This window comes from Agrobacterium vitis (assembly GCF_037039395.1).
Lineage (GTDB): Bacteria > Pseudomonadota > Alphaproteobacteria > Rhizobiales > Rhizobiaceae > Allorhizobium > Allorhizobium vitis_E.
In genome coordinates, this window is sequence record NZ_CP146244.1 from 1,193,894 (window position 1) to 1,217,500 (window position 23,607).

Below are 23,607 nucleotides of genomic sequence, written 5' to 3' on the forward strand. Positions count from 1 at the left end.
GATGCTCACTCCGCTGCCTGCAACAGGCTTTCCATGGCAATGGAGAGCACGCCTTCGACATTGCGCACGGCAATTGTTCGTACTGCCCCTTCATCGGCACCCAGCGCTTTGCCGCTTTCCAGCGAGATCACCCAATTGTGCAGCGGGCAAGTCACCGCCTTGCCATGGACGATGCCCTGGCTGAGCGGCCCACCCTTGTGCGGGCAATGGTCCTCGATGGCGAAGACCTCGTTTTCGGCGGTGCGAAATACCGCGATCTTGCCTTGAGGGGTTTTTACGCAGCGCGCGCCGCGCAGCGGAATGTCGTCGATATGGCCGATAGAGGTCCAGTTCTGATCCATGATCTCACTCCGCTGCCTGGGTGTAGCCGATGGTCGCCATCGGCTTGAACTCATGCTTGTCCTTGCCGGAAACGCGCTCCGACCAGGGGTCGACCTGGGCGAATGTCTGGCTGAAAACGAAGCGGTCGAAATAGGCCTTGCGCTTGGTTTCATCCTCCATGATCTGGCGGCGCACCTCGTCATGGCCAATGCGTTTTGCCCATTTGTAGATCCGCTCCAGATAGCGGCCCTGTTCGCGGTACATCTGGGTCAGCGCAACGATATGCTCCAGCGCCTCTTCCTCGGTTTTGACGAGGCCCAGAACATCGGTACCCTTGATGTCGAGACCAGCAGCGCCTGCGAAATGAATCTCGTAGCCTGAATCGACGCAGATGACGCCAATATCCTTGCAGGTCGCTTCGGCGCAGTTGCGCGGACAGCCGGAGACGGCCAGTTTCAACTTGGCGGGCGTCCAGGAGCCCCACATGAATTTTTCAAGCTTGATGCCAAACCCGGTGGAATCCTGCGTGCCGAACCGGCACCAGTCGGAGCCGACGCAGGTCTTTACGGTGCGCAGACCCTTGGCATAGGCCTGGCCGGAGACGAAGCCTGCCTTGCCGAGATCGGCCCAGACGGCGGGCAGGTCTTCCTTTTCGATGCCCAGCAGGTCGATGCGCTGGCCGCCGGTGACCTTGACCATGGGGATTTCGAACTTGTCGACCACATCGGCAATGGCCCTGAGTTCGGCGGCATTGGTGACGCCGCCCCACATGCGCGGCACGACCGAATAGGTGCCGTCTTTCTGGATGTTGGCATGGACGCGCTCATTGATGAAGCGCGACTGATAGTCGTCGGCATATTCGTCCGGCCAATCGCAGACGAGGTAATAGTTGAGCGCCGGGCGGCATTTGGCGCAGCCGCAGGAGCTTTTCCATTCCAGTTCCTGCATGACGGCGGGGATGGTCTTCAGTCCCTTGGCCTTGATCAGCCTGCGCACATCGTCATGGCCAAGGTCGGAGCAGGCGCAGATCGGCGTGACGGCCTTTGGGTTATAAGCATCACCCAGCGTCAGCGCCATGACCTGCTCGACAAGGCCGGTGCAGTTGCCGCAGGAGGCGGAGGCTTTCGTATGGGCGCGCACCTCATCCAGTGAGGTCAGGCCTTTGCCGGTAATGGTCGAGACGATCTTACCCTTGCAGACGCCGTTGCAGCCGCAGATTTCCGCATCATCCGGCAAGGCTGCAACGGCCGCCATAGGGTCCAGCGGTGTACCCCCCTGGTAGGACTGGCCGAAAATAAGCGTGTCGCGCATCTGCGAAATGTCGGTGCCGCGCTTCATCAGATCGAAGAACCACGAGCCATCACCGGTTTCGCCGTAAAGCACGGCGCCGACAATGCGGTTATCCTTCAGCACCAGCCGCTTGTAGATGCCGGATGAGGCATCGCGCAGCACGATTTCTTCGCGGTCAGGTGCTTCTGCAAAATCCCCGGCGGAAAACAGGTTGATGCCGGTGACCTTGAGTTTGGTATTGACGACGGAGCCGTGATATTCGGCATGACCACCAGTCAGCCGGTCGGCCAGCACCCGGGCGCTTTCATAGAGCGGCGCAACCAGGCCGTAGCACATGCCGCGATGCTCGGCGCATTCGCCAAGCGCAAAGATCGACGCGTCCGACGTCTGCATGCCGTCATCAACAACGATGCCGCGATTGACGGCAAGACCGGCATCCTTGGCAAGCTGTGAAGCCGGACGAATACCAACCGCCATCACCACCACGTCGCCTGAAATCACCCGGCCATCTTCCAGCTCGATGCCTTCGACTTTGTCCGTACCGAGGATCGCCTTGGTATTGGCTTTGGTGATGATCTCGATGCCCCGTTCGGAAAGCGCCTTTTCCAGAAGATAGGCGGCAGCGGGGTCGAGCTGGCGCTCCATGATGGTCGGCATCAAGTGAATGACGGTGACCTCCATGCCCTGACGCTTCAAGCCATAGGCGGCTTCAAGCCCCAGCAGCCCCGCGCCGATGATGATGGCCCGGCCTTGGCCCTTGCTGATCTCCAGCATTTTCTCGACATCATCGAGATCGCGATAGGCGAGCACGCCGGGCAATTGATGACCGGGGACCGGAATGATGAAGGGCAGGGAGCCGGTGGCAATCACCAGCTTGTCATAGGCGGCGGTGATGCCGTTTTCCGAGGTTACGGTTTTTGCCTGCCGGTCAATACCGGAGACTTTCGCGCCGCGATGCAGGGTCACGCCATGGGTTTCATACCATTGATCGTTATGGATGATGATATCTTCATAGGCTTTTTCGCCCGACAGCACCGGCGAGAGCATGATGCGGTCGTAATTGACGCGCGGCTCGGCATTGAAAACGGTGACGTCATAAAGGCCGGGAGCTTTTTCGAAAAGCTCTTCCAGCATCCGGCCCGGCGCCATGCCATTGCCGATGATAACCAGTTTTTCCGCCATAGTGTTTACTCCGCGGCTTCGACGAAGCGGTGACGTTCGTAGAGGAACTTCAACACGGCTTCGCGGGATTTGAGATAGGTCCGGTCTCCGGCCAATGCGATGCGGTCACGAACGCGCGGGATCGGCACATCAAGCACTTCACCGATCTTTGCGGCGGGGCCGTTGGTCATCATGACGATCCGGTCGGAGAGCAGCACGGCCTCATCGACATCATGGGTAATCATGATCATCGTATTGCCGAGGCGCGCATGGATTTCCATCACGGCGTCCTGCAAATGGGCGCGGGTCAGCGCGTCCAGTGCCCCGAACGGTTCGTCCAGCAACAGGATTTTCGGCTCCATGGCCAGCGCCCGGGCAATGCCGACACGCTGTTTCATGCCGCCGGAAATCTCCGCGGGCCGCTTGTCCTTTGCATGCCCCATCTGCACAAGATCGAGATTGCGCATCACCCAGTCATGCTTTTCCGCTTTGGTCTTGCGGCCAGCAAACACCTTGGAGACGGCGAGATTGACGTTTTCATACACCGTCAGCCATGGCAGCAGCGAATGGTTCTGAAAGACCACGGCCCGTTCCGGCCCCGGCGCGTTGACCTCGGTGTTTTCCAGCAGGATCGCGCCTGCGGTTACGCGGGTCAGACCGGCGATCAGATTCAGCAGCGTGGACTTGCCACAGCCGGAATGGCCGATGATCGAGACGAACTCGCCCTTGCCGATGGACAGGGAGACATCTTTCAATACCTCGGTCTTTGTGCCTGATCGTTCGAAGCTTTTGTCGATATGGTCGATTTTGAGATAGGCATTCATTAGCAGGCCTCTCCTTTTGTTGTGCGCATGACCGGACGGAAAACCGCTTCACACTTTTCCTGGTCATGCTTAGTTTTTCGCGGTGCCACGGGTGATGACACTGCCAAGGAGAGCGACGAGCTTGTCGAGGACAAAGCCGGTCACACCGATATAGGCAAGCGCCACGATGATGTCGGAGAGCCGCGAGGAATTCCACGCATCCCAGATGAAGAAGCCGATGCCGACGCCGCCGGTCAGCATTTCAGCGGCAACGATGGCCAGCCACGACAGGCCGACGCCGATGCGAAGCCCGGTAAAGATGTAAGGGGCGGCGGCAGGCACCATGATGCGGATGAAGAATTCCAGCGGGTTCAGCCGCAGCACCCGGGCAACATTGCGGTAATCGTCGGGAATATTGCGCACGCCGACGGCAGTGTTGATGATGACCGGCCAGATCGAGGTGATGAAGATCACGAAAATCGCCGAGGGATTGGAATTCTGGAAGGCAGCCAGCGATAGCGGCAACCAGGCAAGCGGCGGCACGGTGCGCAAGATCTGGAAGATCGGGTCCAGGCCGCGCATTGCCCAGATGCTCTGGCCGACCACAGCACCGAGAAAGACGCCGACAATGGCCGCCAGCCCGAAGCCGATTGCCACCCGCTCCAGCGACACCAAAACGCGCAGGCCAAGACCGATATCCTGCGGCCCATTGTTGAAGAACGGGGCCGTGATCAGGTCATGGGCTTCTTCCCAGACCTGGCTTGGCGGCGGCAAGGTTGCACCTGCATGGGAACAGGCGATCTGCCAGATGCCCAGCAGGATGGCGAGAACGACGAATGGTGGCACGACATTGCGCAACACATTTGCGCCGATGCGCTGACTGTTGAGCCTGCGGGTGGGGCGGCGCGTCATGGCAACCACTGTTCCAACTGACTGAGGGGCGGCCGATTGATGGGCGGCAAGGGCTGTGGGTTCTGCTTTGCGAAGACTTGCGGACATTGGTTTCTCCTGTTGCGGCTTTCTCCTGTTGCGTGCGGTCACGCCGTAGCCTTGATGGTCAGGCTGTCGAGATAGGCCTTCGGGTTTTCAGGGTCGAAGACCTTGCCGTCGAAGAAGGTCTCTTTGCCGCGTGAGGTCGATGCCGGAATATCGGCGCTGGCGACCGACAGATCCTTGGCGGCAGCCCGCCAGATGTCTTCCCGGTTGACCTTGTCGACCAGTGCTTTCATGTCGAGATCGGCGGCAAACTTGCCCCAGCGGATGTTTTCGGTGAGGAACCACAGGTCATGGCTCTTGAACGGGTAGGAGGCATGGTCCTGCCAGAATTTCATCTGCAAGCCGGTGTTTTCCACCACGCGGCCATTGCCGTAATTGATATTGCCCTTCAGGCGGCCAAGCACATCCTTTGGCGGCACGTTGAACCATTGGCGCTTGCCGAGAATGTCGGCCATTTCGGCCTTGTTCTCCATGCTGTCGCACCAGATCTGCGCTTCCATGATCGCCATCATCAGCGCTTTGGTGGCATTGGGGTTCTTTTCCACCCAGTCGGTGCGCATCGAGAAGGCTTTTTCAGGGTGGCCCTTCCAGAGCTCGCCGGTGGTACAGGCTGTAAAGCCGATGCCCTGGTTGACCAGTTGCTCGTTCCAGGGTTCGCCGACGCAGAAGGCGTCCATGGAGCCGACTTTCATATTGGCGACCATCTGCGGTGGCGGCACGACGATGGTTGAGACGTCCTTGTCGGGATTGATGCCGCCAGCGGCAAGCCAGTAGCGAATCCACAGATCATGGGTGCCACCCGGAAAGGTCATCGCCACCTTGACTTCGCCGGTCTTGGCTTTCTTGGCGGCAAAAGCGTCCTTCAGCTTGGCGGCGTCAAGGGCGACGCCGGTTTCTGCATATTCCTTGGCCACCGAAATGCCCTGGCTGTCGAGATTGAGGCGGGCAAGGATCGACATGGCCACGGGCACGCTGTTTTGCGTTACTTTGCCGGTTTGCATCAGGTAGGGCATCGGGGTGAGGATATGAGCGCCGTCAATGCCATTGGATGCGCCGCCCAGCACAAGGTTGTCGCGGGTCGCACCCCAGGATGCCTGTTTCGACACTTCCACACCGGTCATGCCATATTTGGCAAACAGGCCTTTTTCCTGCGCGATGATCAAGGGGGCGGCATCCGTCAGGGCGATGAAGCCAAGCTTGGCACCGCTGACTTCCGGGGTGGCGGTGGCCGCCAGCGCGCCTGTGGGCAACAGGATGCGGGCGGCGGCAAGTGTGGCGGCCGCACCTGTTGCCTTGAGAATTGAACGGCGATTGATAGCGTGATGGGCGATGCGGGTCATGACTGGCTCCTGTCGGGCGGGCAAAAGGGCAAAACGCAAAAAAACGCCGCGAAGATTCCTGCGCGGACCGGGAGGTGTCCGCTCAAAAACCTTGCGACGTCGATGTCTCAGGGAAAGCGCAGCGTCTGCGCTATTTCGCGTCGGTCGCCGTTGACCACGCAAATATACAGAAGCAAAGCCTGTGCCAGTTTTATAAAAACCTAGCGAGAAGAGCGGAATTGCTCGGGTCTGATGCGAATTAAGAAGTTAATGTATTGAAATTAAACAATTTAAAAAATCAGGCGAAAGACATGGATTTTGGATGTCGATGGAACGTTAACGGAGGCCAATCGAAAATCTGTCGAGGCTCTCGTCTAATTATTGCGCAGTGCTTATTTACGTGGCGAAAAAACTGCCCGAAATCCGATCAAATTTCGTCTGGTCCCGCAGATGTTGCAAGAGGGGCGTGCACCGGAAACTGCTTTGGATAGGAGGCAAGTTTGGCGGGATCGAAGACGAAACCATCGATGAAACGGTCTCCGTCGCGCAGTCCCTCTACCCGTAAATCGTCTTCTGCCAAGTGGTCAGGCAGACCAAGAGCGGTGCGGTAGATATCCGGGCGAAAAGCGCTGGCTGCTTTTTCCACATCGGCGGCGTCGTAGCGCGTCTGTCCCCAGCGGATCATCTGGCTATAGATCCACAAGGCCTGGCTTGGGCGGGGGTAGTTTGCCTGCTCGGCATGGAAGCGGAAATAGTGGTCGATGACCCGGCGATTGCCTTTTGCATCCAGATGGAAGACACCGCCCAGTACATGACGGATGATGTCTCCAGGCGCGCCGATATAGCGTGGTGCGGAGAGCATTTCGGCCAGCGCATCGCGGTTGTCGGGCGCGTCGCACCAACGGGCAGCCTCATCGAGAGCCGTGATCAACCTGTTAACAGTATCCTGGTTTGCCGCCGCCCAATCCGGGCGCATACCCAGCACTTTTTCAGGGGCCGATGGCCAGATATCCTGCTTGGCGGCGACGATCCGGCCAACGCCGCGCTCGGACGCGACCATGTTCCAGGGGGCGCCGACACAAAAGCCATCGATGGCGCCTGCGGCCAGGGCATCGGAGGTGAGCGGCGGCGGCACCACGACCAGCTTCACATCGCGGTCTGGATCGATGCCGCCAGCGGCCAGCCAATAGCGAAATTCGTAATTATGCGAGGAAAACGGATAGGTCATGCCCAAGGTCGGCATCGGCTCGCCGCGTTCACGCATGGTCTCCAGCACACGGGCCAGCGCCCGGACATTGTCCAGCGCGCTCGCCTGCGCTGCAACCAACCCGGTTTCTTCCATCCGCTGAAACAGCCGGATCGACAGGGTGATAGCATTGCCACCCTGTCCCAGCGAAAACGCCGTAATGGTCGGGGAGGGGTTGGAGCCGAGGCCGAGCATGGAGGCGACCGGCATCGGCGACAACATGTGAGCGACATCGAATTGCTGGAAGGCCAGTCGGTCACGGAGATTGGCCCAGGACACGTCCTTGACCAGCTCCAGCGTCAGGCCATGGCGCGCCGCAAAGCCGAATTCAACGGCGGCAATCAACACCGAGGCATCGACCAGCGGAATGAAGCCGACGCGCAGGTGACGGGTTTCCGTCCGGCCTGGTGCCGGTGCGGAAAGAACGGACCTCTGTGTGGCGGCCTCGGTCATGGTCTGGCGTCCTCACATCAAAAGGCTGGCGGCGGTGACAACGCTTTGGGCGATCTCCACCATTTTCTTTTTCTCGTTCATGGCGCTTTGCCGCAGCAGGGCGAAAGCCTCTTCTTCCGAAAGGCCGCGCATTTTCATCAGGATGCCCTTGGCCCGCTCGATCACCTTGCGCTCTTCCAGCGCCGTGCGGGCTTCCGTCAATTCGCGCTGCAACCTGTCGAAGGCCCTGAACCGGATGACAGCCATATCGAGGATCGGCTTGACGCGCTCCTTGCGCAATCCATCGACGATATAGGCGGAAACCCCGGCATCGACGGCAGCGGCAATCGATTCCGTATCGGCGCGGTCGACGAACATCGCAATCGGTCGGCTGACACTGCGGCTCAGTTGAAACAGATGTTCAAGCATATCGCGATTGGGGCTTTCCAGGTCGATGATGATCACGTCTGGCGCCAGCGTTTCTATGCTGCGGGCGATACCCTGGACCTCATTGATAACTGTGACATGCAGATGCCCTGCCTCCCGCAGCCCTTCCTCGATAATCGAGGCGCGGATGGCATTTTCATCGATGACAAGAATGGTCAGGTCGCTATGGGTCACGCAGCAGGCTTACCGCACCGCGAAATACTTGACAATTGCATTGCATACCAATGAACCTGCCAAGTTGTTCGAAAGGATCGCCGCCCGGCATGATTTGTGAGCATGACAGTCTGTCCGGGTGATGTTTTTCTTGACGAAGCTGGGTTTTTGAAGGGCAATCGACGATTTTGGAGAAAAATCGTACCCGTAAAGGGCGATTTGAGCAGAGACTTGTTGGGTAACAAGGGAAGGTCTGGTTAGATAGGTCGATAGCAGACTTGACGCCTCTATCGTTTCCATATGTGAATGGTGCGCAGAGATGCGTCAAAACAAGATGTGTCAAACAAGATGCGTAAAAACAAAGGGCTATAGCACGTTAAATTGCTGCATGATTTTCTCCTTACATCAGGTGGGATTTAAGGAATTATGCAGTGGGGGGAATGCGTGGTGACCGTGTTGTTGGTTTCCGTGCATGGCCAAAAGGTGAGGTTGGACCAGATCTATGCAATTCGCTTTGTTCCAGGATGTCAAAAACACTGCCAGGCTTGCGTCTTGCCTGTTTTCTCTCGTTGTCGTCTCCATGCTCGGAACGAGCGTTGCTCAGGCAGCCGATTGCCGAAGCGGCCCGGCCAGCAAGGTCGATTGGTCGGAATGCCGCAAACGGCAATTGATGCTGGGCGGCAGCGACCTACGCGCTGCCAATCTCTATGATGCGGACTTGAGTTTTACCGATTTGAGCAATTCCAGTTTGCAGGCCGCCGATCTGGAAAAGGCGACATTGATCCGCGCCTCTTTTGCCGGTGCCAATGCCGATGGTGCGAAATTCGACCGTATCGAATCCTACCGAGCCGAAATGTCGGCAATGTCTGGCGTGGACGCCACTTTTATCTCCGCGGAAATGCAGCGCGTCAATTTAGCTGGCGCCAATCTGGCCGGTGCTGATTTTACCAAGGCGGAACTCAGCCGGGTCAATTTCGAAAAATCCATTCTGATGGGAGCCAAATTCACATTGGCAAATCTGTCGCGCGCCAGTTTTAATTTTGCGCGGCTGGATGGCGGCGTCGATTTTGAAGACGCATTTCTGTTTCGGACCCGCATTGAGGGCGTGGACCTGTCGACAGCCAAAGGGCTGAAACAGGAGCAGGTCAACCTTGCCTGCGGTGATGCAAAGACCAAGCTTCCCGCAGGATTGACCAATCCATCAGATTGGCCCTGTCCTGCGGATTAATGGCCTGCGGATTAACGACTGGCAGCGTTCAGCGGTTCAGCGCAGGATCGGTTCGCCGTGGAAGCGGCGCTTTGACGGTTTGGAAACACCAAAGCCGACTTCCATCATCAAGCGTGGCTTAGCCGTTGGCACCGTACCCATATGGAAACCAAACGGGTCTTCAACAAAGCCTGATCCCGCCGGTCCGGTGAGCGTGACAGCGCTGTCCTTGCCGTAATAGTCAAGAACTTCTTCTGCCGGGTGGCCGACAAGCAAGGTCAACTGGTGTTTCAGACGGCGGCGGCGGTGGCTGCCCTTGACGAAGATATGCGGCCCCGTTCCCTCATCGACGCTATTGATATTGAAGAAGAATTTCAACATGCGCCAGTCGTCGAGGTCGAAATGAAACTTGTCGAGCGAGGCCATGCTGCGGTCTTTCTCGGTGGCGGCAGTTGGAAAGCTCCACCAGAGACGAGTGGTGATCAACTGCGCCTGACCGCCAAGATAATTTTTGGCGATATCGATCAGCAACGGATCTCTTTGCACGGCGACAGCGGCTTCGCAATTCAATGTCCGCTCGAACAGGTGACCGCTCAGGATCGGGCGTCCGAAGGTTTTCTCGGCTTCGGCATGATCGCCTGCCTTGAATTCCAGTCGCCGGTCGAAATTCCCGAAGCAGGACGTTTTCAGCGCATGGTCATGAATGGCTTCATGGATGTCGCCGGGCAATTGCAGGCCGGTGAAAATTCCGTCCTTGCGCAAGGCAAGAGTGGCGGCACCGCTGTCTGCCTTAAACATGCTGGCTTGGGTATGGGTGCCTGTTTTATGCTTGCGTGCCGTCAGCCAGTGCAGGTGTCGACCCGGCATGGTTCTGGCCAGCATAAACATCGGCAGCCATGCAGGGTTTTCCTTCACGTCGGCAATATATGTCGGAATTCGCACAGCCATGCGGCGAAAGGCACTACCTTTACGAGCAATGGATTCTAGGTCCTGCGGGTTCGATTCAATTGTCTGCATCACTGAAGTCTCCTGGCGAATGCTGCCAAACAGCACGATTCGATGGATAGGAGTTATGCGTCATCCACGCCTAATACAGTACATTACATTGTGGCGAAATCGTGACATTTGTTTTATTTCAATGAGTTAGAGTATTCTCGGGCAAAAAAACACTTGCTTTCAGAGGTGTGTTTGAGGCAGGAAAATAAACCTTACTATTGTTTCAGTAACGAGCCCTTGTCACAGGATCATGAACAACCATGCTTGATCGCTTTTTTGGCAGTAACAACCTATCGGGTGTATTTCGCTCGAAGAAAATGGCTATTGGCGTTATGGCATGGCTTTTTTTAAATGTCGCAAATCCATCATTCGCAGACTGGCAAGCGGTCGAGCAGATTGCGACTTACCCCGTATCAGGTCAGAGCGGGCCGCAACTCTATCAATCCATCGGGGAAAAAGGCCCGATGATTGGTACTGACAAACGGATACATGTTATTGCTCATACCACATTCAAGCTGACATGGACACGCAAATATGTGCCGCATGGCAGCACGTGCGTGCTGGAGACGGCCATTCCCAAATTGACTGTTATCTATACGCTGCCCCGTCCATCCCAGTCGCTTACAAGTCCGGTTCGGGAAAACTGGGCGAAATTTATCGCCGGGATTGAGACACACGAGCGCGTCCACGGTCAAAACATCAAGGACATGGTCAAGGCGATCGAGGCGGCAAGCATCGGTCTGACCGTGCCGGATGATCCCGACTGCAAGAAAATCCGCACGGACCTGACAAAGCGCCTGGGAGAAATTTCCGACCGGAAGCGTGAGCGGGACCGGATATTCGAGCAAGCCGAAATGGCGCCGGGCGGACCCATCCAGCAGCTTATCCTGGCGCTGGTCAATGGCGGGTGAAAAGCAGCGTTTTTCGTTAAATTGGCTCTCCGTCTGTGAAGGCCTTTACCTCCTGCAGAAGCCATTGCGAAAATGCCGCCAGCGGTTTTGATGCTGAACGGTTATCCGGTGACACGAGATAATAATTGCTCTGGCTGTTGACCCTGTGCTGCGATGCCAGGACGAGCTGACCGCTTTCCAACTCCGGCCCGATCAGAAATAGCGGCATCAGCGCGATGCCAAGCCCGGCAATGCTGGCCTGGGCCACATTCATGAACTGCTCGAAACTCATGGCGGCGCGCGGTGTGGCGGTGATGCCGAGGCTGTCAAACCAATGGTCCCAAGCCAGCGGTCTCGACTTCATCTGGATCAGCGGCAGGTCGGCGAGATCGCTGTCCGATTTGATGCGATGGCTGGCTAGAAAAGCCGGACTGCACACCGGCGCCACGGTCTCGTCCATCAGGAAAGTGCTGGTGGCACGCGGCCAGTTTGGCTTGCCGATATGGATGGCGGCATCCAATTGTTCGGCATCGAAATCAAATATCCCGATGCGGGTTGCGAAATTCAGGTTGATATGCGGATGGGTGGCGACAAAGCTGGAAATGCGTGGCAACAGCCAACGTGTTCCAAAGGTCGGGAGAATGGCGATGTTCAGCGCATTGCCTTGCGAACCGGTCATGGCCTCCAGCGAGGCGTCCTGAATGAGAGAGAGCGCTGCCTGGATGGCGCGGTGAAAATTCTCCCCACGCGGCGTCGGGACCACGCCGCGACCGTTGCGCAGGAAAAGTTGCGTTCCCAATTGCTCTTCCAGGGTCTGAATCTGCCGGCTGATCGCGCCCTGCGTCAGGTTCAATTCGCTGGCGGCAGCGGAAAAACTGCCCAGCCTCGCCACGGAGTCCATGGTGACCAGGGCGCTGGTGGACGGCAGCAAACGGCGTTGAATGAGCTTCATCAGCTATGATTATAACTCATATCCCGTTTCGTAAACATTGTTTTGCGAATCCGGTTTGATCTGCGAAACTGGTGTTCAGAATTTTTGATGCGAGGATGCCATGAGCTTTGTGTGGGACGATCCCTTTCTGCTGGAAGACCAGTTGAGCGAAGAAGAGCGGATGATCCGCGATGCAGCGGCGGCATTTGCCAAGGCGGAACTGAGCCCCCGTGTCGAGGACATGTATCTCAACGAAACGACGGAGCGTGGACTGTTCCCGCTGATGGGCAAGGCTGGCTTGCTGGGCGTAACCCTACCGGAAAAATATGGCGCAGCGGGAGCAAATTACGTCAGCTACGGGCTGGTGGCGCGCGAAGTGGAGCGGGTGGATTCCGGTTTCCGGTCGATGATGAGCGTGCAATCCTCGCTGGTGATCCATCCGATCTTTGCCTATGGCTCGGAAGAACAGAAAGACAAATATTTGCCTGGTCTGGTGTCCGGTGAGTTGATCGGTTGCTTCGGCCTGACCGAACCTGACGCGGGCTCCGATCCGGGCGGCATGAAAACCAGAGCCGAAAAGATCGAGGGCGGTTACCGTTTGCGCGGCTCGAAAATGTGGATTTCCAACGCGCCGATTGCCGATGTCTTCGTGGTCTGGGCGAAATCCGAGGCGCATGATGGCGCCATTCGCGGCTTTGTGCTGGAAAAGGGCATGAAGGGGCTGTCCGCCCCGAAGATCGGCGGCAAGCTATCGCTACGCGCCTCGATTACCGGCGAAATCGTTATGGACGGCGTCGAGGTTGGTGAGGATGCCTTGCTGCCAGGCGTCAGTGGGTTGAAAGGCCCGTTCGGCTGCCTGAACCGGGCGCGCTATGGTATTTCCTGGGGCGTCATGGGCGCTGCCGAGGATTGCTGGGTTCGCTCGCGTCAATATGGTCTCGACCGCCATCAGTTTGGCAAGCCGTTGGCCGGGATGCAGCTCTATCAGAAGAAGCTCGCCGATATGCAGACCGAAATCGCGCTGGGCTTGCAGGCGTCCTTGCGGGTTGGGCGGTTGATGGACGAGCACAAGCATGCGCCGGAAATGATTTCCCTTATCAAGCGCAACAATTGCGGCAAGGCGCTGGATATTGCCCGCATGGCCCGCGACATGCACGGCGGCAATGGTATCCAGATCGAATATCATGTCATGCGGCATTCGCAGAACCTGGAAACGGTCAATACCTATGAAGGCACCCATGATGTGCATGCGCTGATCCTGGGCCGCGCCCAGACCGGCATCCAGGCATTTTTCTGAGGGCAGATCGATGTCGAATGCGCCACTGTCGGGATTGAAGGTCATCGAACTGGCCCGGATTCTGGCCGGTCCCTGGATTGGCCAGACGCTGGCCGACCTTGGCGCCGACGTGATCAAGGTGGAAAGCCCGCAAGGCGACGATACCCGTAGCTGGGGACCGCCTTTCATCGATGACGGTGTGGAGAAGGCTGCTGCCTATTTCCACGCCTGCAATCGCGGCAAACGGTCGATCACAGCGGACTTCACCAAGGCTGAGGATATCAAAACCCTTCGCGATCTGATTGCCTCCGCCGATGTGGTGATCGAGAATTTCAAGGTTGGGGGTCTTGCCAAATATGGCCTCGATTACGACAGCCTGAAAGACCTCAATCCGAAGCTGGTCTATTGCTCCGTCACCGGCTTTGGCCAGGATGGGCCATATGCGCAACGTGCTGGGTATGATTTCATGATCCAGGGCATGAGCGGCATCATGGACCTGACCGGAGAACCTGATGGTGCGCCGCAGAAGATCGGCGTTGCCTTTGCCGATATCTTCACCGGGCTTTATGGCGTGATCGCCATCCAGGCGGCGCTGGCCCAACGCCTTCAGACCGGGCGCGGGCAGTTCATCGACATGGCATTGTTCGATTGCATGTCGGCGGTATTGGCCAATCAGGCGATGAATTACGCTGCTTCCGGCATTGTGCCGAAGCGGATGGGCAATAATCATCCCAATATCGCACCCTACCAGACCTTTCCGGTTGCCGATGGCCATATCATCATCGCCTGCGGCAACGACGGCCAATTTGTCCGGCTGTGCGGTGTGCTGGGTCTTTCCGAACTGGCGGTGGCACCTGAATTTTCCACCAATGCGGCCCGTGTCGCCCATCGCGATCAATTGACCATGGTGATGGAAGACAAGACAAGGCAGTTCGAGCGCGACGATCTTTTGGCACGGCTGGAGGCGGCGACCGTTCCAGCCGGGCCGATCAACACGGTGGCGGACCTGTTTGCCGATCCGCAATTTGCCTTCCGGCAGATGAAGATCACCCCGGATGGCGTGCCGGGCATTCGAACACCCATTGTGTTTTCGCAGGCAGAGCTGGAGACCGCACGTCGCGCACCGCGCCTGGGAGAACATACCGCTGAGGTTCTGGCGGAGATACGGCGCGCTAAGGATTGAAAAGGCTGGTTTCCTTTTGGTTTCTATGGGTCGGAAAACTGCCGTCTTGCATGGGGCGCTGGGGTGTGATCTCAAAGCGTCCATCATTCACTGACGGGATCGGCCATGAAAATCTTTCTTTCCATCGTTGCGCTGTCGTTCAGCCTCGCCTCAGGTGTTTTTGCACAGGAGCCAGTTCGTGGCGTTGACAATGCCGAAGCGCTGTTTACCAGCCCCGATCCGGTGCTGAACCGCAACAAGCAGGCGACCTATAAGATCCTGAAGGAACTGCTGGAGGCCAATCACTGGGACCGTGCCGAGCTCTATCTGACCGAGCGCTACATTCAGCACAATCCCAATGCGGCATCGGGCCGTCAGGGCGTGATCGACTATTTCACCAAGGTGCGAAAAGTCACGCCTTCGCCGATCCCGGAAAAGATGCAGACCAAAGTGGTCTCGGTGGTGGCTGAAGGGGACATCGTCACCGTTGCCTTTCCCCGCGAACTGAAGGACCCCAAAGACCCGACCAAGACCTATACCACGACCTGGTTCGACAGCTGGCGTTTCGTGGATGGCAAGGCGGACGAACATTGGGATTCCGCGACCAAGCCGTGAACGATCAGTCATTGAAGATCACTGATCGGTTTCCTTTTGCAAATCCCTCGAGCCCCGGCTGCATTCGAGAGATTTGCAATGTCTTCAAGCCGAGGATGCGTAAGCATCTTCGAGCCTTTCGACAACATGGTGGATATCCCTAGATTTGCCGTGATATTTGTTAGACCCGGGCGTAGGGTGCCGCCGATTTGACGATTGGCGGAGCAGGATGTGACGGAAAATTCGCGTGCGCGGTTCAGGGAGCTTGGTGGCCCCGTCGGCCATTATCCCGCCGGACCGCTCAATGCCATTACCGATGTCACAGGCGTTTCCGTTGGTCATAAGACCCTGATAGACGGGGAGCGGACGCGCACCGGCGCTACCGCGATCCTTCCGCATGGTGGCAATCTGTTTCAGGACAAGGTGCCTGCCGGTTTTGCTGTTTTGAATGGTTACGGCAAATTTGCCGGCAGCACCCAGATCGTCGAGCTTGGTGAGATCGAGACCCCGATTGTGCTCACCAACACGCTTGCGGTCGGGCGCGCCATCGAGGCGATCAATCTCTATACGCTGGCCCAGAAGGGTAACGAGTGTGTCACCTCGCTCAACGCCGTAGTCGGTGAAACCAATGACAGCCGCCTCAATGATATCCGCGCTGCCCGTCCCGATGCCCAGGAGATTTGCGCGGCGATTGCGACGGCACAGCCTGGTCCGGTAGAGGAGGGGGCTGTCGGTGCCGGCACGGGAACCGTGGCTTTCGGGCTGAAAGGTGGCATCGGCACCAGCTCGCGGCTGGTTGAGATCGGCAATGCCCGATATACAATCGGCGTTCTCGTGCAGTCCAACTATGGCGGCCATTTGCTCGTTGCGGGCAAGCCCTATCGCTCCGATGCGGTTCACGACAAGGATGGCTCCATCGTCATGATCGTGGCGACCGATGCGCCGCTTTGCCCGCGCAATCTGACCCGGTTGGCTGAACGCTGCTTTGGCGGCCTTGCCCGCACCGGTGCTGCGCTCAGCAATGGTTCAGGCGATTATGCACTGGCATTCTCGACGGCAGACTCGGTCCGGCGCACCCCGGCGCGCCGAAAGGCGATGATGAGTGTCGAACAGCTCTCCAATGACGTTGTTTCGCCGCTTTTCGAGGCTGTGATCGAGGCAACCGAGGAGGCGATCCTCAATTCGCTGACCATGGCCGTTTCCATGGCCGGCGTTAATGCCGCAACGGGCAAGCCGACCGTTGTTTCCTCCATTTCTCTCGACACGATCCGTCGTCTCTGACGTTCTTCCGCATGACAGGAGTTTGCATGTCCAATCCCGCCCTTCGCACCGTCTATCTCAATGGCGCCTTCCTGGCTGAAAACGAAGCGCATATCTCGATTTTCGACCGTGGTTTCCTGTTTGGTGACGGCATCTATGAAGTGACCGCCGTGCTGGACGGCAAGCTGGTGGACAGCGCCCTGCACATGGCCCGGCTGGAGCGCAGTGTCGGCGAAATCGGCGGGCATCTGCCGGTTTCGACGGATGAAATCGTCGAGATTGAGCGGCGGCTGATTGCCGAGAACGGCTTGAAGGAAGGGATGATCTATCTGCAATATACAAGAGGCGCCGAGGACCGCAATTTTCTCTATTCCGAGGACCTCGCTCCGACGTTGCTGCTGTTTACCCAGTCGAAATCGCTCGACCTTGCCGCCGTCATGGAAAAAGGCCTGAAGGTCAAAACCGTGACGGACCAGCGCTGGGCGCGGCGCGACATCAAAAGCGTCTGCCTTCTGCCGCAGGTTCTGGCCAAGCGCATCGCTAAGGCCGAAGGATGTGACGAAGCCTGGATGGTGGAAGACGGTTTCGTGACCGAGGGCGCGTCCTCAACGGCCTATATCGTCACCGCCGATGACAAGATCATCACCCGCGCCAATAGTAACGCGACATTGCCCGGCTGCACCCGGCTGGCGCTGTTGCAATTGGCAAAGGAAAGTGGGCTTGTTATCGAAGAGCGCCCGTTCAGCGTCGAGGAAGCACTGGCGGCCCGCGAAGCGGCATTGACCAGCGCCTCGAATTTTATCGTGCCGATCACCACCATCGACGGCAAGCCGGTCGGCGATGGCAAACCCGGCCCGGTCGTGACGCGGTTGCGGGCGCTGTACATGGAGAACGCCCGCAGGACGGCGATTTAATCGAACCTGAAGTTTGGTTGTCAGGGAAAGGTGGAGCCTGGGTTTCCCTTACACGACGCTATCGTTTTTATCTGTGGCCTACCCCCCTCTGTCCTGCCGGACATCTCCCCCTCAAGGGGGGAGATCGGATGGGGTCAATCCGCAATTTCAGCCGATACGGCCATGATGTCCACATTTAAAGAGCAGATATGGAGCGACAAGCTTACCCTTGTCGATCTCCCCCCTTGAGGGGGATGTACCGTGGTCCGATCCCAACCTAAAAAACGCTAACCCGCCCGTTGATACTCAATCATCCGGGCGCGGGACAGAACCAGTTCCAGGCGGTTTTCACTGAGCATGTTCAGGCAGATCCGCTTGGTCCAGGGACCATCGTGAAGCGTGAAGAGGTAGCGTCCGCCCCCCAGGGCTTGCAAGCGCATGGACTGGCGGGTTGGGCCGATGCCCATCACCAGCATGGAACCGTGGATTTCAAATCGGGCGCCTTCCGGCGAAAACCAGGTGCCGGAAAGCGATGGTGAAACACCATTGTTCTTGGCTGGTCGGTAATGGCGCGGCCCATGGCCGACGTCGCCGATAATATCGTCTCCCTGCATTTTCAGCCGCAGCGGCGAGGTGGAAGAGCGCGAGGAAACCCAGCCGTCGCCGTCATCATAGGCCGCGTCCTCGGCATCGAGCGCAATGATGCTGCTTGCCTTCACTTCAATCCAGTTCGGGCCGCTGTCTTCCACGTAAAGCCCGTCACGAAGCGCCCTCGACAAGCGTGGCAGGGGCAGGCCGAACAGCGCGATCATTGCCGATTGGGCAATTTTAGCGCCATTGGTGTCCTCCCGGTTGGAAACAACGACGAAACCAACGCCTGTTTCAGGATCGAGCAGAAAATATGTCTTGTAGCCCGGATGCGAGCCGCCATGACCAACAAAGTCCTTCTCGCCCAACCGTGTGCGTGCCAGTCCCAGCCCGTAACCGCTTGGCCTGCCATCGGCGAGCGGGCGAAAAGCTGCCATGGCTTCGAGCCGCCCGGCCAGCGCGCTTTCTCCCTTCAGCAGGGCTTGCAGCCATAGGGCAAGCGAGCGGGCGCTGCCTGTCATGCTGCCGGAGGCGGAAATATGTAGGCCAGCGGCGGAAAGCTGCCATTTCTGGCCATCATTCCAATAGCCGGGGACAAGCCCGCTGATGACATCGTTCCAACCTTCTGGCGCATCGAAAGCCGCACCGGTTTCTGCGCCAGCACGCTGGATATAATCGCGGAAATAAATGCCCTTGCGCTCAAGCGCTGCTTCCACCAGCCGGTAGCCGGTATTGGAATAGGAAACTTCACTGCCTGCGGCAAAGTTCAGCCGGGTTTGGCGGCTGAGAAAGTCCAATAACGGCCCGCTTCTGGTTTCCGAATAGACCGACAATCCAAGCAGGCTTAGCGCCTCACGGGTATCCGGCAAGCCGCCGCTCATATCCAGAGCGCGGCCAACCGTGACACTGGCGAGCGGTTCTTGCAGTTCCGGCAGATGCGCACCCAACCGGTCATCAAGGCGGATAAGGTCTGGATGAGACAGAACCAGCGTACAAAAGGCATGTTTGGTGACCGAGGCATAGCGAATGACACTATCGGGGGTAAAGAACGCGCCCGTGCTCAGGTTTTCAACGCCGCCGCTTAACCCAAACCGGATGCCATCTAGGTCAAAACCGATCACCGCCCCGCCGGGGCCGTCCTGCGTCCAAGGTTCAAGAGCGGCTTTGACGGCCCGTTCGGCGTCTTTCCAGTTTAACATCTGTTCCATTCAATCTTTTACCGCCGAAATATCCGCGACAATGATAGCGTTGTCACTTACCACATCCGTAGAGGTTGGATGGCAACGCGCTTTGTTGCCCGCGCGTGATGACAATACAGTCTGACATCGGTCTCAATGGGTGGCATTTGGGAGCCAAATATGTCAAGTCTTTGATGCATTTGGATATTCACGAATCTTCAATGCAAGGATGCATCGGCGTGGCAGATGCGTGCGTATGATGTGCAAGGAAAGAGCAATGACACAGACCGTTCCCGTTTTCGATGGCCATAACGATGTGCTGCTACGGCTGCGCCGCTCTGGCCGTCCCCATCCCTACCGCGATTTTTTGCAGGGTGGCGAGGCCGGGCATATTGATTTGCCCAAGGCGCGCCAGGGTGGACTGGCCGGTGGACTTTGTGCCGTGTTCATTCCCTCACCAAGCTTCAAACCCAATGACGCCGGGGATTTTCAGGCCCCGGCCCAGCCGGAAGCGCTGAATGAGACACTGGCCATGGCTCGGCTGCTGTTTGAAATCGAGGCGAACTCGGCTGGTCGCGTCAAGGTCTGCCGCAGTGCCGCCGATATCCGGCATTGCCTGGAAAATGAAATCTTCGCGGCGGTTTTTCACATCGAAGGCGTAGAGGCCATCGCTGCCGATCTCGATGCACTTTATGTGCTGCATCAGGCGGGGCTCCGCTCGCTCGGTCCCGTCTGGAGCCGACCGAATATCTTTGCGCATGGCGTTCCCTTCCGCTTTCCATCCTCCCCGGATATCGGCCCCGGCCTGACTGATGCTGGCAAGGACCTGATCCGGGCCTGTAATGAGCTGAAGATCATGGTCGATCTCTCTCATATGAACGAACAGGGGTTTTGGGATATCGCCGGTCTTTCCAAGGCGCCGCTTGTCGCCTCCCATTCCAACGCCCACGCGCTTTGCCCTCATAGCCGCAACCTTACAGACAAGCAGCTGGACGCCATCCGTGACAGCGGCGGACTGGTCGGCATCAATTTCGGGGTGATTTTCCTGCGCGAGGACGGCCAACGCAATCTCGATACACCGCTGGATGTGCTCATCGACCACATCGATTATATGGTGACGCGCATGGGCATCGATCATGTGGCGCTCGGCTCAGACTTCGACGGCACCACCGTTCCAGACGCCCTGAAGGATGCAACCGGTCTTCCCTTGATCGTCCAGGGGCTGGAGGCGCGTGGTTATGATGCGACCTCGATTGCCAAGATCTGCCACGGAAACTGGATTTCAGTGCTGGAACGGACCTGGGGCGCTTGACGTACATTAACCATTGACGCCAGAGCGAACCCAGCTATTCTAAAGGCATTCACCAGGGGTGTCCCGCAAGGGGCTGAGATTCCGCTACGCATAACAGCAGCGCGGTGACCCGTTGAACCTGATCCAGTTCATACTGGCGTAGGGACGGTGCAAGCGCTGCAAAACCATGGCCCGTATTGGGTTGTCCCGTTATGGGCTGGTAAAGCGTCTTTCCATCATTCCGGCTGTCATGACTGGGTCTCCAACCTGAACACTTGGAGCCTCAAAAATGAATATCGCCCCACAGTTTCCAACCCCCGAAGTCACCACCGGGACGCTTCCCGCCTCTGCCAAGGTCCATATTGCCGGAGAGATCCACCCGCAGATCCGCGTGCCGATGCGCCAGATCACGCTGCACCCCACCTCGGGCGAGCCGCCCGTCAATGTGTATGATAGTTCCGGCCCCTATACCGACCCGAACGCCACCATTGCCATCGATGCAGGCTTGCCGCGCATTCGCGCCGAATGGGTGGTCGCACGCGGCGATGTCGAGGCCTATGCCGGACGTCACGTCAAGCCGGAGGATAATGGTTTTGCGACCGGCGAAAAGCTGACGCCGGAATTTCCGGTGCGCAATGCGCCCTTGAAGGCAAAACCCGGCAAAGCCGTAACCCAGCTTGCCTATGCCCGCGCCGGCATTATCACCCCGGAGATGGAGTTTATTGCCATCCGCGAGAATATTGGCCGCGAAGCCGCCAAAGAAGCTCTGATCCGCGATGGCGAAAGCTTTGGCGCTTCCATCCCGGATTATGTCACGCCAGAATTTGTCCGTCAGGAAGTGGCCATGGGCCGCGCCATCATCCCGGCCAATATCAACCACCCGGAAGCCGAGCCGATGATTATCGGCCGGAATTTTCTGGTGAAGATCAATGCCAATATCGGCAATTCAGCCGTCACCTCCTCCATGGCCGAGGAAGTGGAAAAAATGGTCTGGGCGATCCGCTGGGGCGCTGATACGGTGATGGACCTCTCCACCGGACGCAACATTCACAATATCCGCGACTGGATCATCCGCAATTCCCCGGTGCCGATTGGCACAGTGCCGCTCTATCAGGCCCTGGAAAAGGTGCATGGCATTGCTGAAAATCTGACCTGGGACGTGTTCCGCGATACGCTGATCGAACAAGCCGAGCAGGGGGTGGATTATTTCACCATCCATGCCGGCGTGCGCCTCTCCTATATTCATCTCACCGTCAACCGGGTCACGGGCATCGTGTCGCGCGGCGGCTCGATCATGGCCAAGTGGTGTCTGCATCATCACAAGGAAAGCTTCCTCTACGAGCATTTCGACGAGATCTGCGATATCTGCCGGGCCTATGACGTGTCGTTCTCGCTGGGTGATGGCCTTCGCCCCGGCTCGATTGCAGATGCCAATGATGCCGCGCAATTCGCCGAACTGGAAACGCTGGGCGAACTGACCAAAATTGCCTGGGCGAAGGATTGCCAGGTGATGATCGAAGGCCCCGGCCATGTGCCGATGCATAAGATCAAGGAGAATATGGACAAGCAGTTGAAGACCTGCGGCGAGGCGCCCTTCTACACGCTCGGTCCGCTGACCACAGACATCGCTCCCGGTTACGACCACATCACGTCAGGCATCGGGGCGGCGATGATCGGCTGGTACGGCACGGCCATGCTCTGCTACGTCACACCCAAGGAGCATCTGGGCCTGCCGGATCGCAATGACGTCAAGACCGGGGTGATCACCTATAAGATCGCTGCTCATGCTGCCGACCTTGCCAAGGGGCATCCGGCAGCTCAGGTCCGCGACGATGCACTGTCGCGCGCCCGTTTCGAATTCCGCTGGGAAGACCAGTTCAATCTGTCGCTCGACCCCGACACGGCCCGGTCCTTCCACGACGAAACCCTGCCAAAGGAAGCCCATAAGGTTGCGCATTTCTGCTCGATGTGCGGCCCGAAATTCTGTTCGATGCGGATTTCCCACGATATTCGCGCCGAGGCCCAGAAAGAGGGGCTGGAAGCCATGGCGGCCAAATATCGCGATGGCGGTGATCTCTACATGCCGGTCTCCGATGAGGAGAACCAACCGGCGGGAGAATGACATGTCCATTCTGATCAAGGGGGCCGGCGTTGCCGGCCTCACATTGGCGTTTGAACTCGTTCAACGCGGTATCAATGTCGCGTTGCGCGATATCAAAACCTCCGTGGGGCAGGGGGCCTCTCACTATGCAGGCGGCATGCTGGCGCCCTATTGTGAGCGGGAAGCCGCGGAAGAGCAGGTTCTGACGCTGGGTCTGGCAGCTGCAGATTGGTGGGAGCAGGCTTTGCCTGGCTCCGTCACGCGCAAGGGGACGCTGGTGCTGACCCCGAACCGCGATATCCAGGACCTGAACCGCTTTGCGAGCCGTACGCGTGGCTACCAATGGCTGGATGCCGATGGCATCGCCGCATTGGAACCTGATTTGGCCGGGCGTTTTCGCAAGGGCCTGTTTTTTGCCGATGAAGCCCATCTCGATCCACGCCAGGCACTGGACGGTCTTTATCAGGCGTTGGTGCAGCAGGACGTCTCTTTCTATCTCGGACCAGATGCCGAGCCTGATACCAGCAGCTTTGATAGCATCATCGACTGCACCGGCGCGGCTGCCATCGACACGATCGAAAACCTGCGCGGGGTGCGCGGCGAAATGATCTATCTGCAAACAACTGATATAAGCCTGAGCCGCCCCATCCGGCTGCTGCATCCGCGCCATCCGATCTATATCGTGCCCCGCGACAACAATTGCTTCATGATCGGCGCCACCATGATAGAGGCGCAAGATGACGGGCCAATCAGCGCCCGGTCTCTCATGGAATTCCTGAATGCCGCCTACACGCTGAACCCGGCTTTCGGCGAGGCCCGGCTGATCGAGGCTGGCGTTGGCATTCGCCCGGCCTTTGCCGATAATCTGCCGCGCATTGTCGAGACACAAGATGGTTTGGCGATTGCCGGAATGCACCGTCATGGCTTCCTGCTGTCTCCCGCCATGGCCCGGCAGGCTGCGGACCGGATAGAGCACGCGACGTCAAATCAACCCACCCGGAGAGCGACCCGATGAAACTGATCGTCAATGGGGAGCAATTGGACTGCTCCGCCCCCACTCTTTCGACGCTTC

The 23,607-nt window shown here is 58.1% G+C and carries 21 protein-coding genes and 1 riboswitch (1 of these 22 running past the window's edge); of the genes, 11 read left to right on the forward strand and 10 right to left on the reverse strand.

Going from position 1 to position 23,607, the window contains the following annotated elements:
• Window positions 1-5 precede the first annotated feature (5 nt).
• The 7 genes from nirD to V6582_RS26525 form a co-directional block, all read right to left on the reverse strand.
• Window positions 6-341 carry a nitrite reductase small subunit NirD gene (gene nirD / locus V6582_RS26495; protein WP_087730302.1) on the reverse strand — a complete coding sequence of 112 codons (336 nt, stop codon included), beginning with the start codon at window positions 339-341 and terminating at the stop codon, window positions 6-8.
• 4 nt (window positions 342-345) lie between these two features.
• Complete coding sequence (nirB, locus tag V6582_RS26500) at window positions 346-2,793, reverse strand: nitrite reductase large subunit NirB (RefSeq protein WP_156632845.1); 2,448 nt, start codon at window positions 2,791-2,793, stop codon at window positions 346-348.
• Between the two features lie 5 nt (window positions 2,794-2,798).
• Window positions 2,799-3,596, reverse strand: coding sequence for an ABC transporter ATP-binding protein (locus tag V6582_RS26505; protein ID WP_041698612.1), 798 nt, complete (start codon window positions 3,594-3,596; stop codon window positions 2,799-2,801).
• A gap of 69 nt (window positions 3,597-3,665) precedes the next feature.
• Window positions 3,666-4,574 (reverse strand): nitrate ABC transporter permease, encoded by a 909-nt coding sequence (gene ntrB, locus V6582_RS26510; RefSeq protein ID WP_156632846.1) that lies wholly within the window; start codon window positions 4,572-4,574, stop codon window positions 3,666-3,668.
• A 38-nt stretch (window positions 4,575-4,612) separates the two neighbouring features.
• The gene (locus V6582_RS26515) at window positions 4,613-5,911 is read right to left on the reverse strand and encodes a CmpA/NrtA family ABC transporter substrate-binding protein (RefSeq protein WP_156632847.1); all 1,299 of its coding nucleotides are present in this window, start codon (window positions 5,909-5,911) and stop codon (window positions 4,613-4,615) included.
• A 406-nt stretch (window positions 5,912-6,317) separates the two neighbouring features.
• The gene (locus tag V6582_RS26520) at window positions 6,318-7,589 is read right to left on the reverse strand and encodes a CmpA/NrtA family ABC transporter substrate-binding protein (RefSeq protein ID WP_156632848.1); all 1,272 of its coding nucleotides are present in this window, start codon (window positions 7,587-7,589) and stop codon (window positions 6,318-6,320) included.
• Between the two features lie 12 nt (window positions 7,590-7,601).
• Window positions 7,602-8,189: an ANTAR domain-containing response regulator gene (locus V6582_RS26525; RefSeq protein WP_070150129.1), complete on the reverse strand. Its 588-nt coding sequence runs from the start codon at window positions 8,187-8,189 to the stop codon at window positions 7,602-7,604.
• A gap of 481 nt (window positions 8,190-8,670) precedes the next feature.
• Here V6582_RS26525 and V6582_RS26530 point away from each other — a divergent pair, with 481 nt between their 5' ends.
• Window positions 8,671-9,396, forward strand: coding sequence for a pentapeptide repeat-containing protein (locus tag V6582_RS26530; protein WP_156632849.1), 726 nt, complete (start codon window positions 8,671-8,673; stop codon window positions 9,394-9,396).
• Between the two features lie 36 nt (window positions 9,397-9,432).
• Here the strand turns inward: V6582_RS26530 and V6582_RS26535 are convergent, their stop codons facing one another.
• Window positions 9,433-10,392 carry a hypothetical protein gene (locus V6582_RS26535; protein WP_156632850.1) on the reverse strand — a complete coding sequence of 320 codons (960 nt, stop codon included), beginning with the start codon at window positions 10,390-10,392 and terminating at the stop codon, window positions 9,433-9,435.
• A 239-nt stretch (window positions 10,393-10,631) separates the two neighbouring features.
• Between V6582_RS26535 and V6582_RS26540 the strand changes: the two genes are divergently transcribed.
• Window positions 10,632-11,282 carry a DUF922 domain-containing Zn-dependent protease gene (locus V6582_RS26540; RefSeq protein WP_234889758.1) on the forward strand — a complete coding sequence of 217 codons (651 nt, stop codon included), beginning with the start codon at window positions 10,632-10,634 and terminating at the stop codon, window positions 11,280-11,282.
• A 16-nt stretch (window positions 11,283-11,298) separates the two neighbouring features.
• Here V6582_RS26540 and V6582_RS26545 read toward each other — a convergent pair whose 3' ends face one another.
• Window positions 11,299-12,213: a LysR family transcriptional regulator gene (locus tag V6582_RS26545; RefSeq protein ID WP_156632851.1), complete on the reverse strand. Its 915-nt coding sequence runs from the start codon at window positions 12,211-12,213 to the stop codon at window positions 11,299-11,301.
• Window positions 12,214-12,313: 100 nt separating this feature from the next.
• Between V6582_RS26545 and V6582_RS26550 the strand changes: the two genes are divergently transcribed.
• The 5 genes from V6582_RS26550 (at window position 12,314) to V6582_RS26570 (ending at window position 17,398) form a co-directional block, all read left to right on the forward strand.
• Window positions 12,314-13,489 carry an acyl-CoA dehydrogenase gene (locus tag V6582_RS26550; RefSeq protein WP_156632852.1) on the forward strand — a complete coding sequence of 392 codons (1,176 nt, stop codon included), beginning with the start codon at window positions 12,314-12,316 and terminating at the stop codon, window positions 13,487-13,489.
• A 10-nt stretch (window positions 13,490-13,499) separates the two neighbouring features.
• Window positions 13,500-14,651, forward strand: coding sequence for a CaiB/BaiF CoA transferase family protein (locus V6582_RS26555; protein ID WP_156632853.1), 1,152 nt, complete (start codon window positions 13,500-13,502; stop codon window positions 14,649-14,651).
• Between the two features lie 105 nt (window positions 14,652-14,756).
• On the forward strand, window positions 14,757-15,245 hold the full coding sequence (locus tag V6582_RS26560; RefSeq protein WP_156632854.1) for a nuclear transport factor 2 family protein: 489 nt from the start codon (window positions 14,757-14,759) through the stop codon (window positions 15,243-15,245).
• 210 nt (window positions 15,246-15,455) lie between these two features.
• Window positions 15,456-16,505: a P1 family peptidase gene (locus V6582_RS26565; RefSeq protein ID WP_337739322.1), complete on the forward strand. Its 1,050-nt coding sequence runs from the start codon at window positions 15,456-15,458 to the stop codon at window positions 16,503-16,505.
• A 26-nt stretch (window positions 16,506-16,531) separates the two neighbouring features.
• Window positions 16,532-17,398 carry a D-amino-acid transaminase gene (locus tag V6582_RS26570; protein ID WP_156632856.1) on the forward strand — a complete coding sequence of 289 codons (867 nt, stop codon included), beginning with the start codon at window positions 16,532-16,534 and terminating at the stop codon, window positions 17,396-17,398.
• Between the two features lie 266 nt (window positions 17,399-17,664).
• Here V6582_RS26570 and V6582_RS26575 read toward each other — a convergent pair whose 3' ends face one another.
• Entirely contained in the window at window positions 17,665-19,173 is a 1,509-nt protein-coding gene (locus V6582_RS26575) for a serine hydrolase domain-containing protein (protein ID WP_156632857.1), read from the reverse strand.
• Between the two features lie 247 nt (window positions 19,174-19,420).
• Between V6582_RS26575 and V6582_RS26580 the strand changes: the two genes are divergently transcribed.
• From V6582_RS26580 to thiS, 4 genes are all read left to right on the forward strand, one after another.
• Window positions 19,421-20,455: a dipeptidase gene (locus V6582_RS26580; protein WP_156632858.1), complete on the forward strand. Its 1,035-nt coding sequence runs from the start codon at window positions 19,421-19,423 to the stop codon at window positions 20,453-20,455.
• A gap of 44 nt (window positions 20,456-20,499) precedes the next feature.
• Window positions 20,500-20,618, forward strand: a riboswitch (TPP riboswitch).
• A gap of 105 nt (window positions 20,619-20,723) precedes the next feature.
• Complete coding sequence (gene thiC / locus V6582_RS26585) at window positions 20,724-22,556, forward strand: phosphomethylpyrimidine synthase ThiC (RefSeq protein ID WP_156632859.1); 1,833 nt, start codon at window positions 20,724-20,726, stop codon at window positions 22,554-22,556.
• Between the two features lies 1 nt (window position 22,557).
• Complete coding sequence (thiO, locus tag V6582_RS26590) at window positions 22,558-23,550, forward strand: glycine oxidase ThiO (RefSeq protein ID WP_156632860.1); 993 nt, start codon at window positions 22,558-22,560, stop codon at window positions 23,548-23,550.
• Window positions 23,547-23,607: the 5' portion of a sulfur carrier protein ThiS gene (thiS, locus tag V6582_RS26595; RefSeq protein WP_070164515.1), read on the forward strand. Its footprint extends 137 nt past the window's final position; the window shows 61 of its 198 coding nt (coding positions 1-61); its start codon is at window positions 23,547-23,549; the stop codon falls past the right edge of the window. Before thiO ends, thiS begins: the two co-directional genes overlap by 4 nt.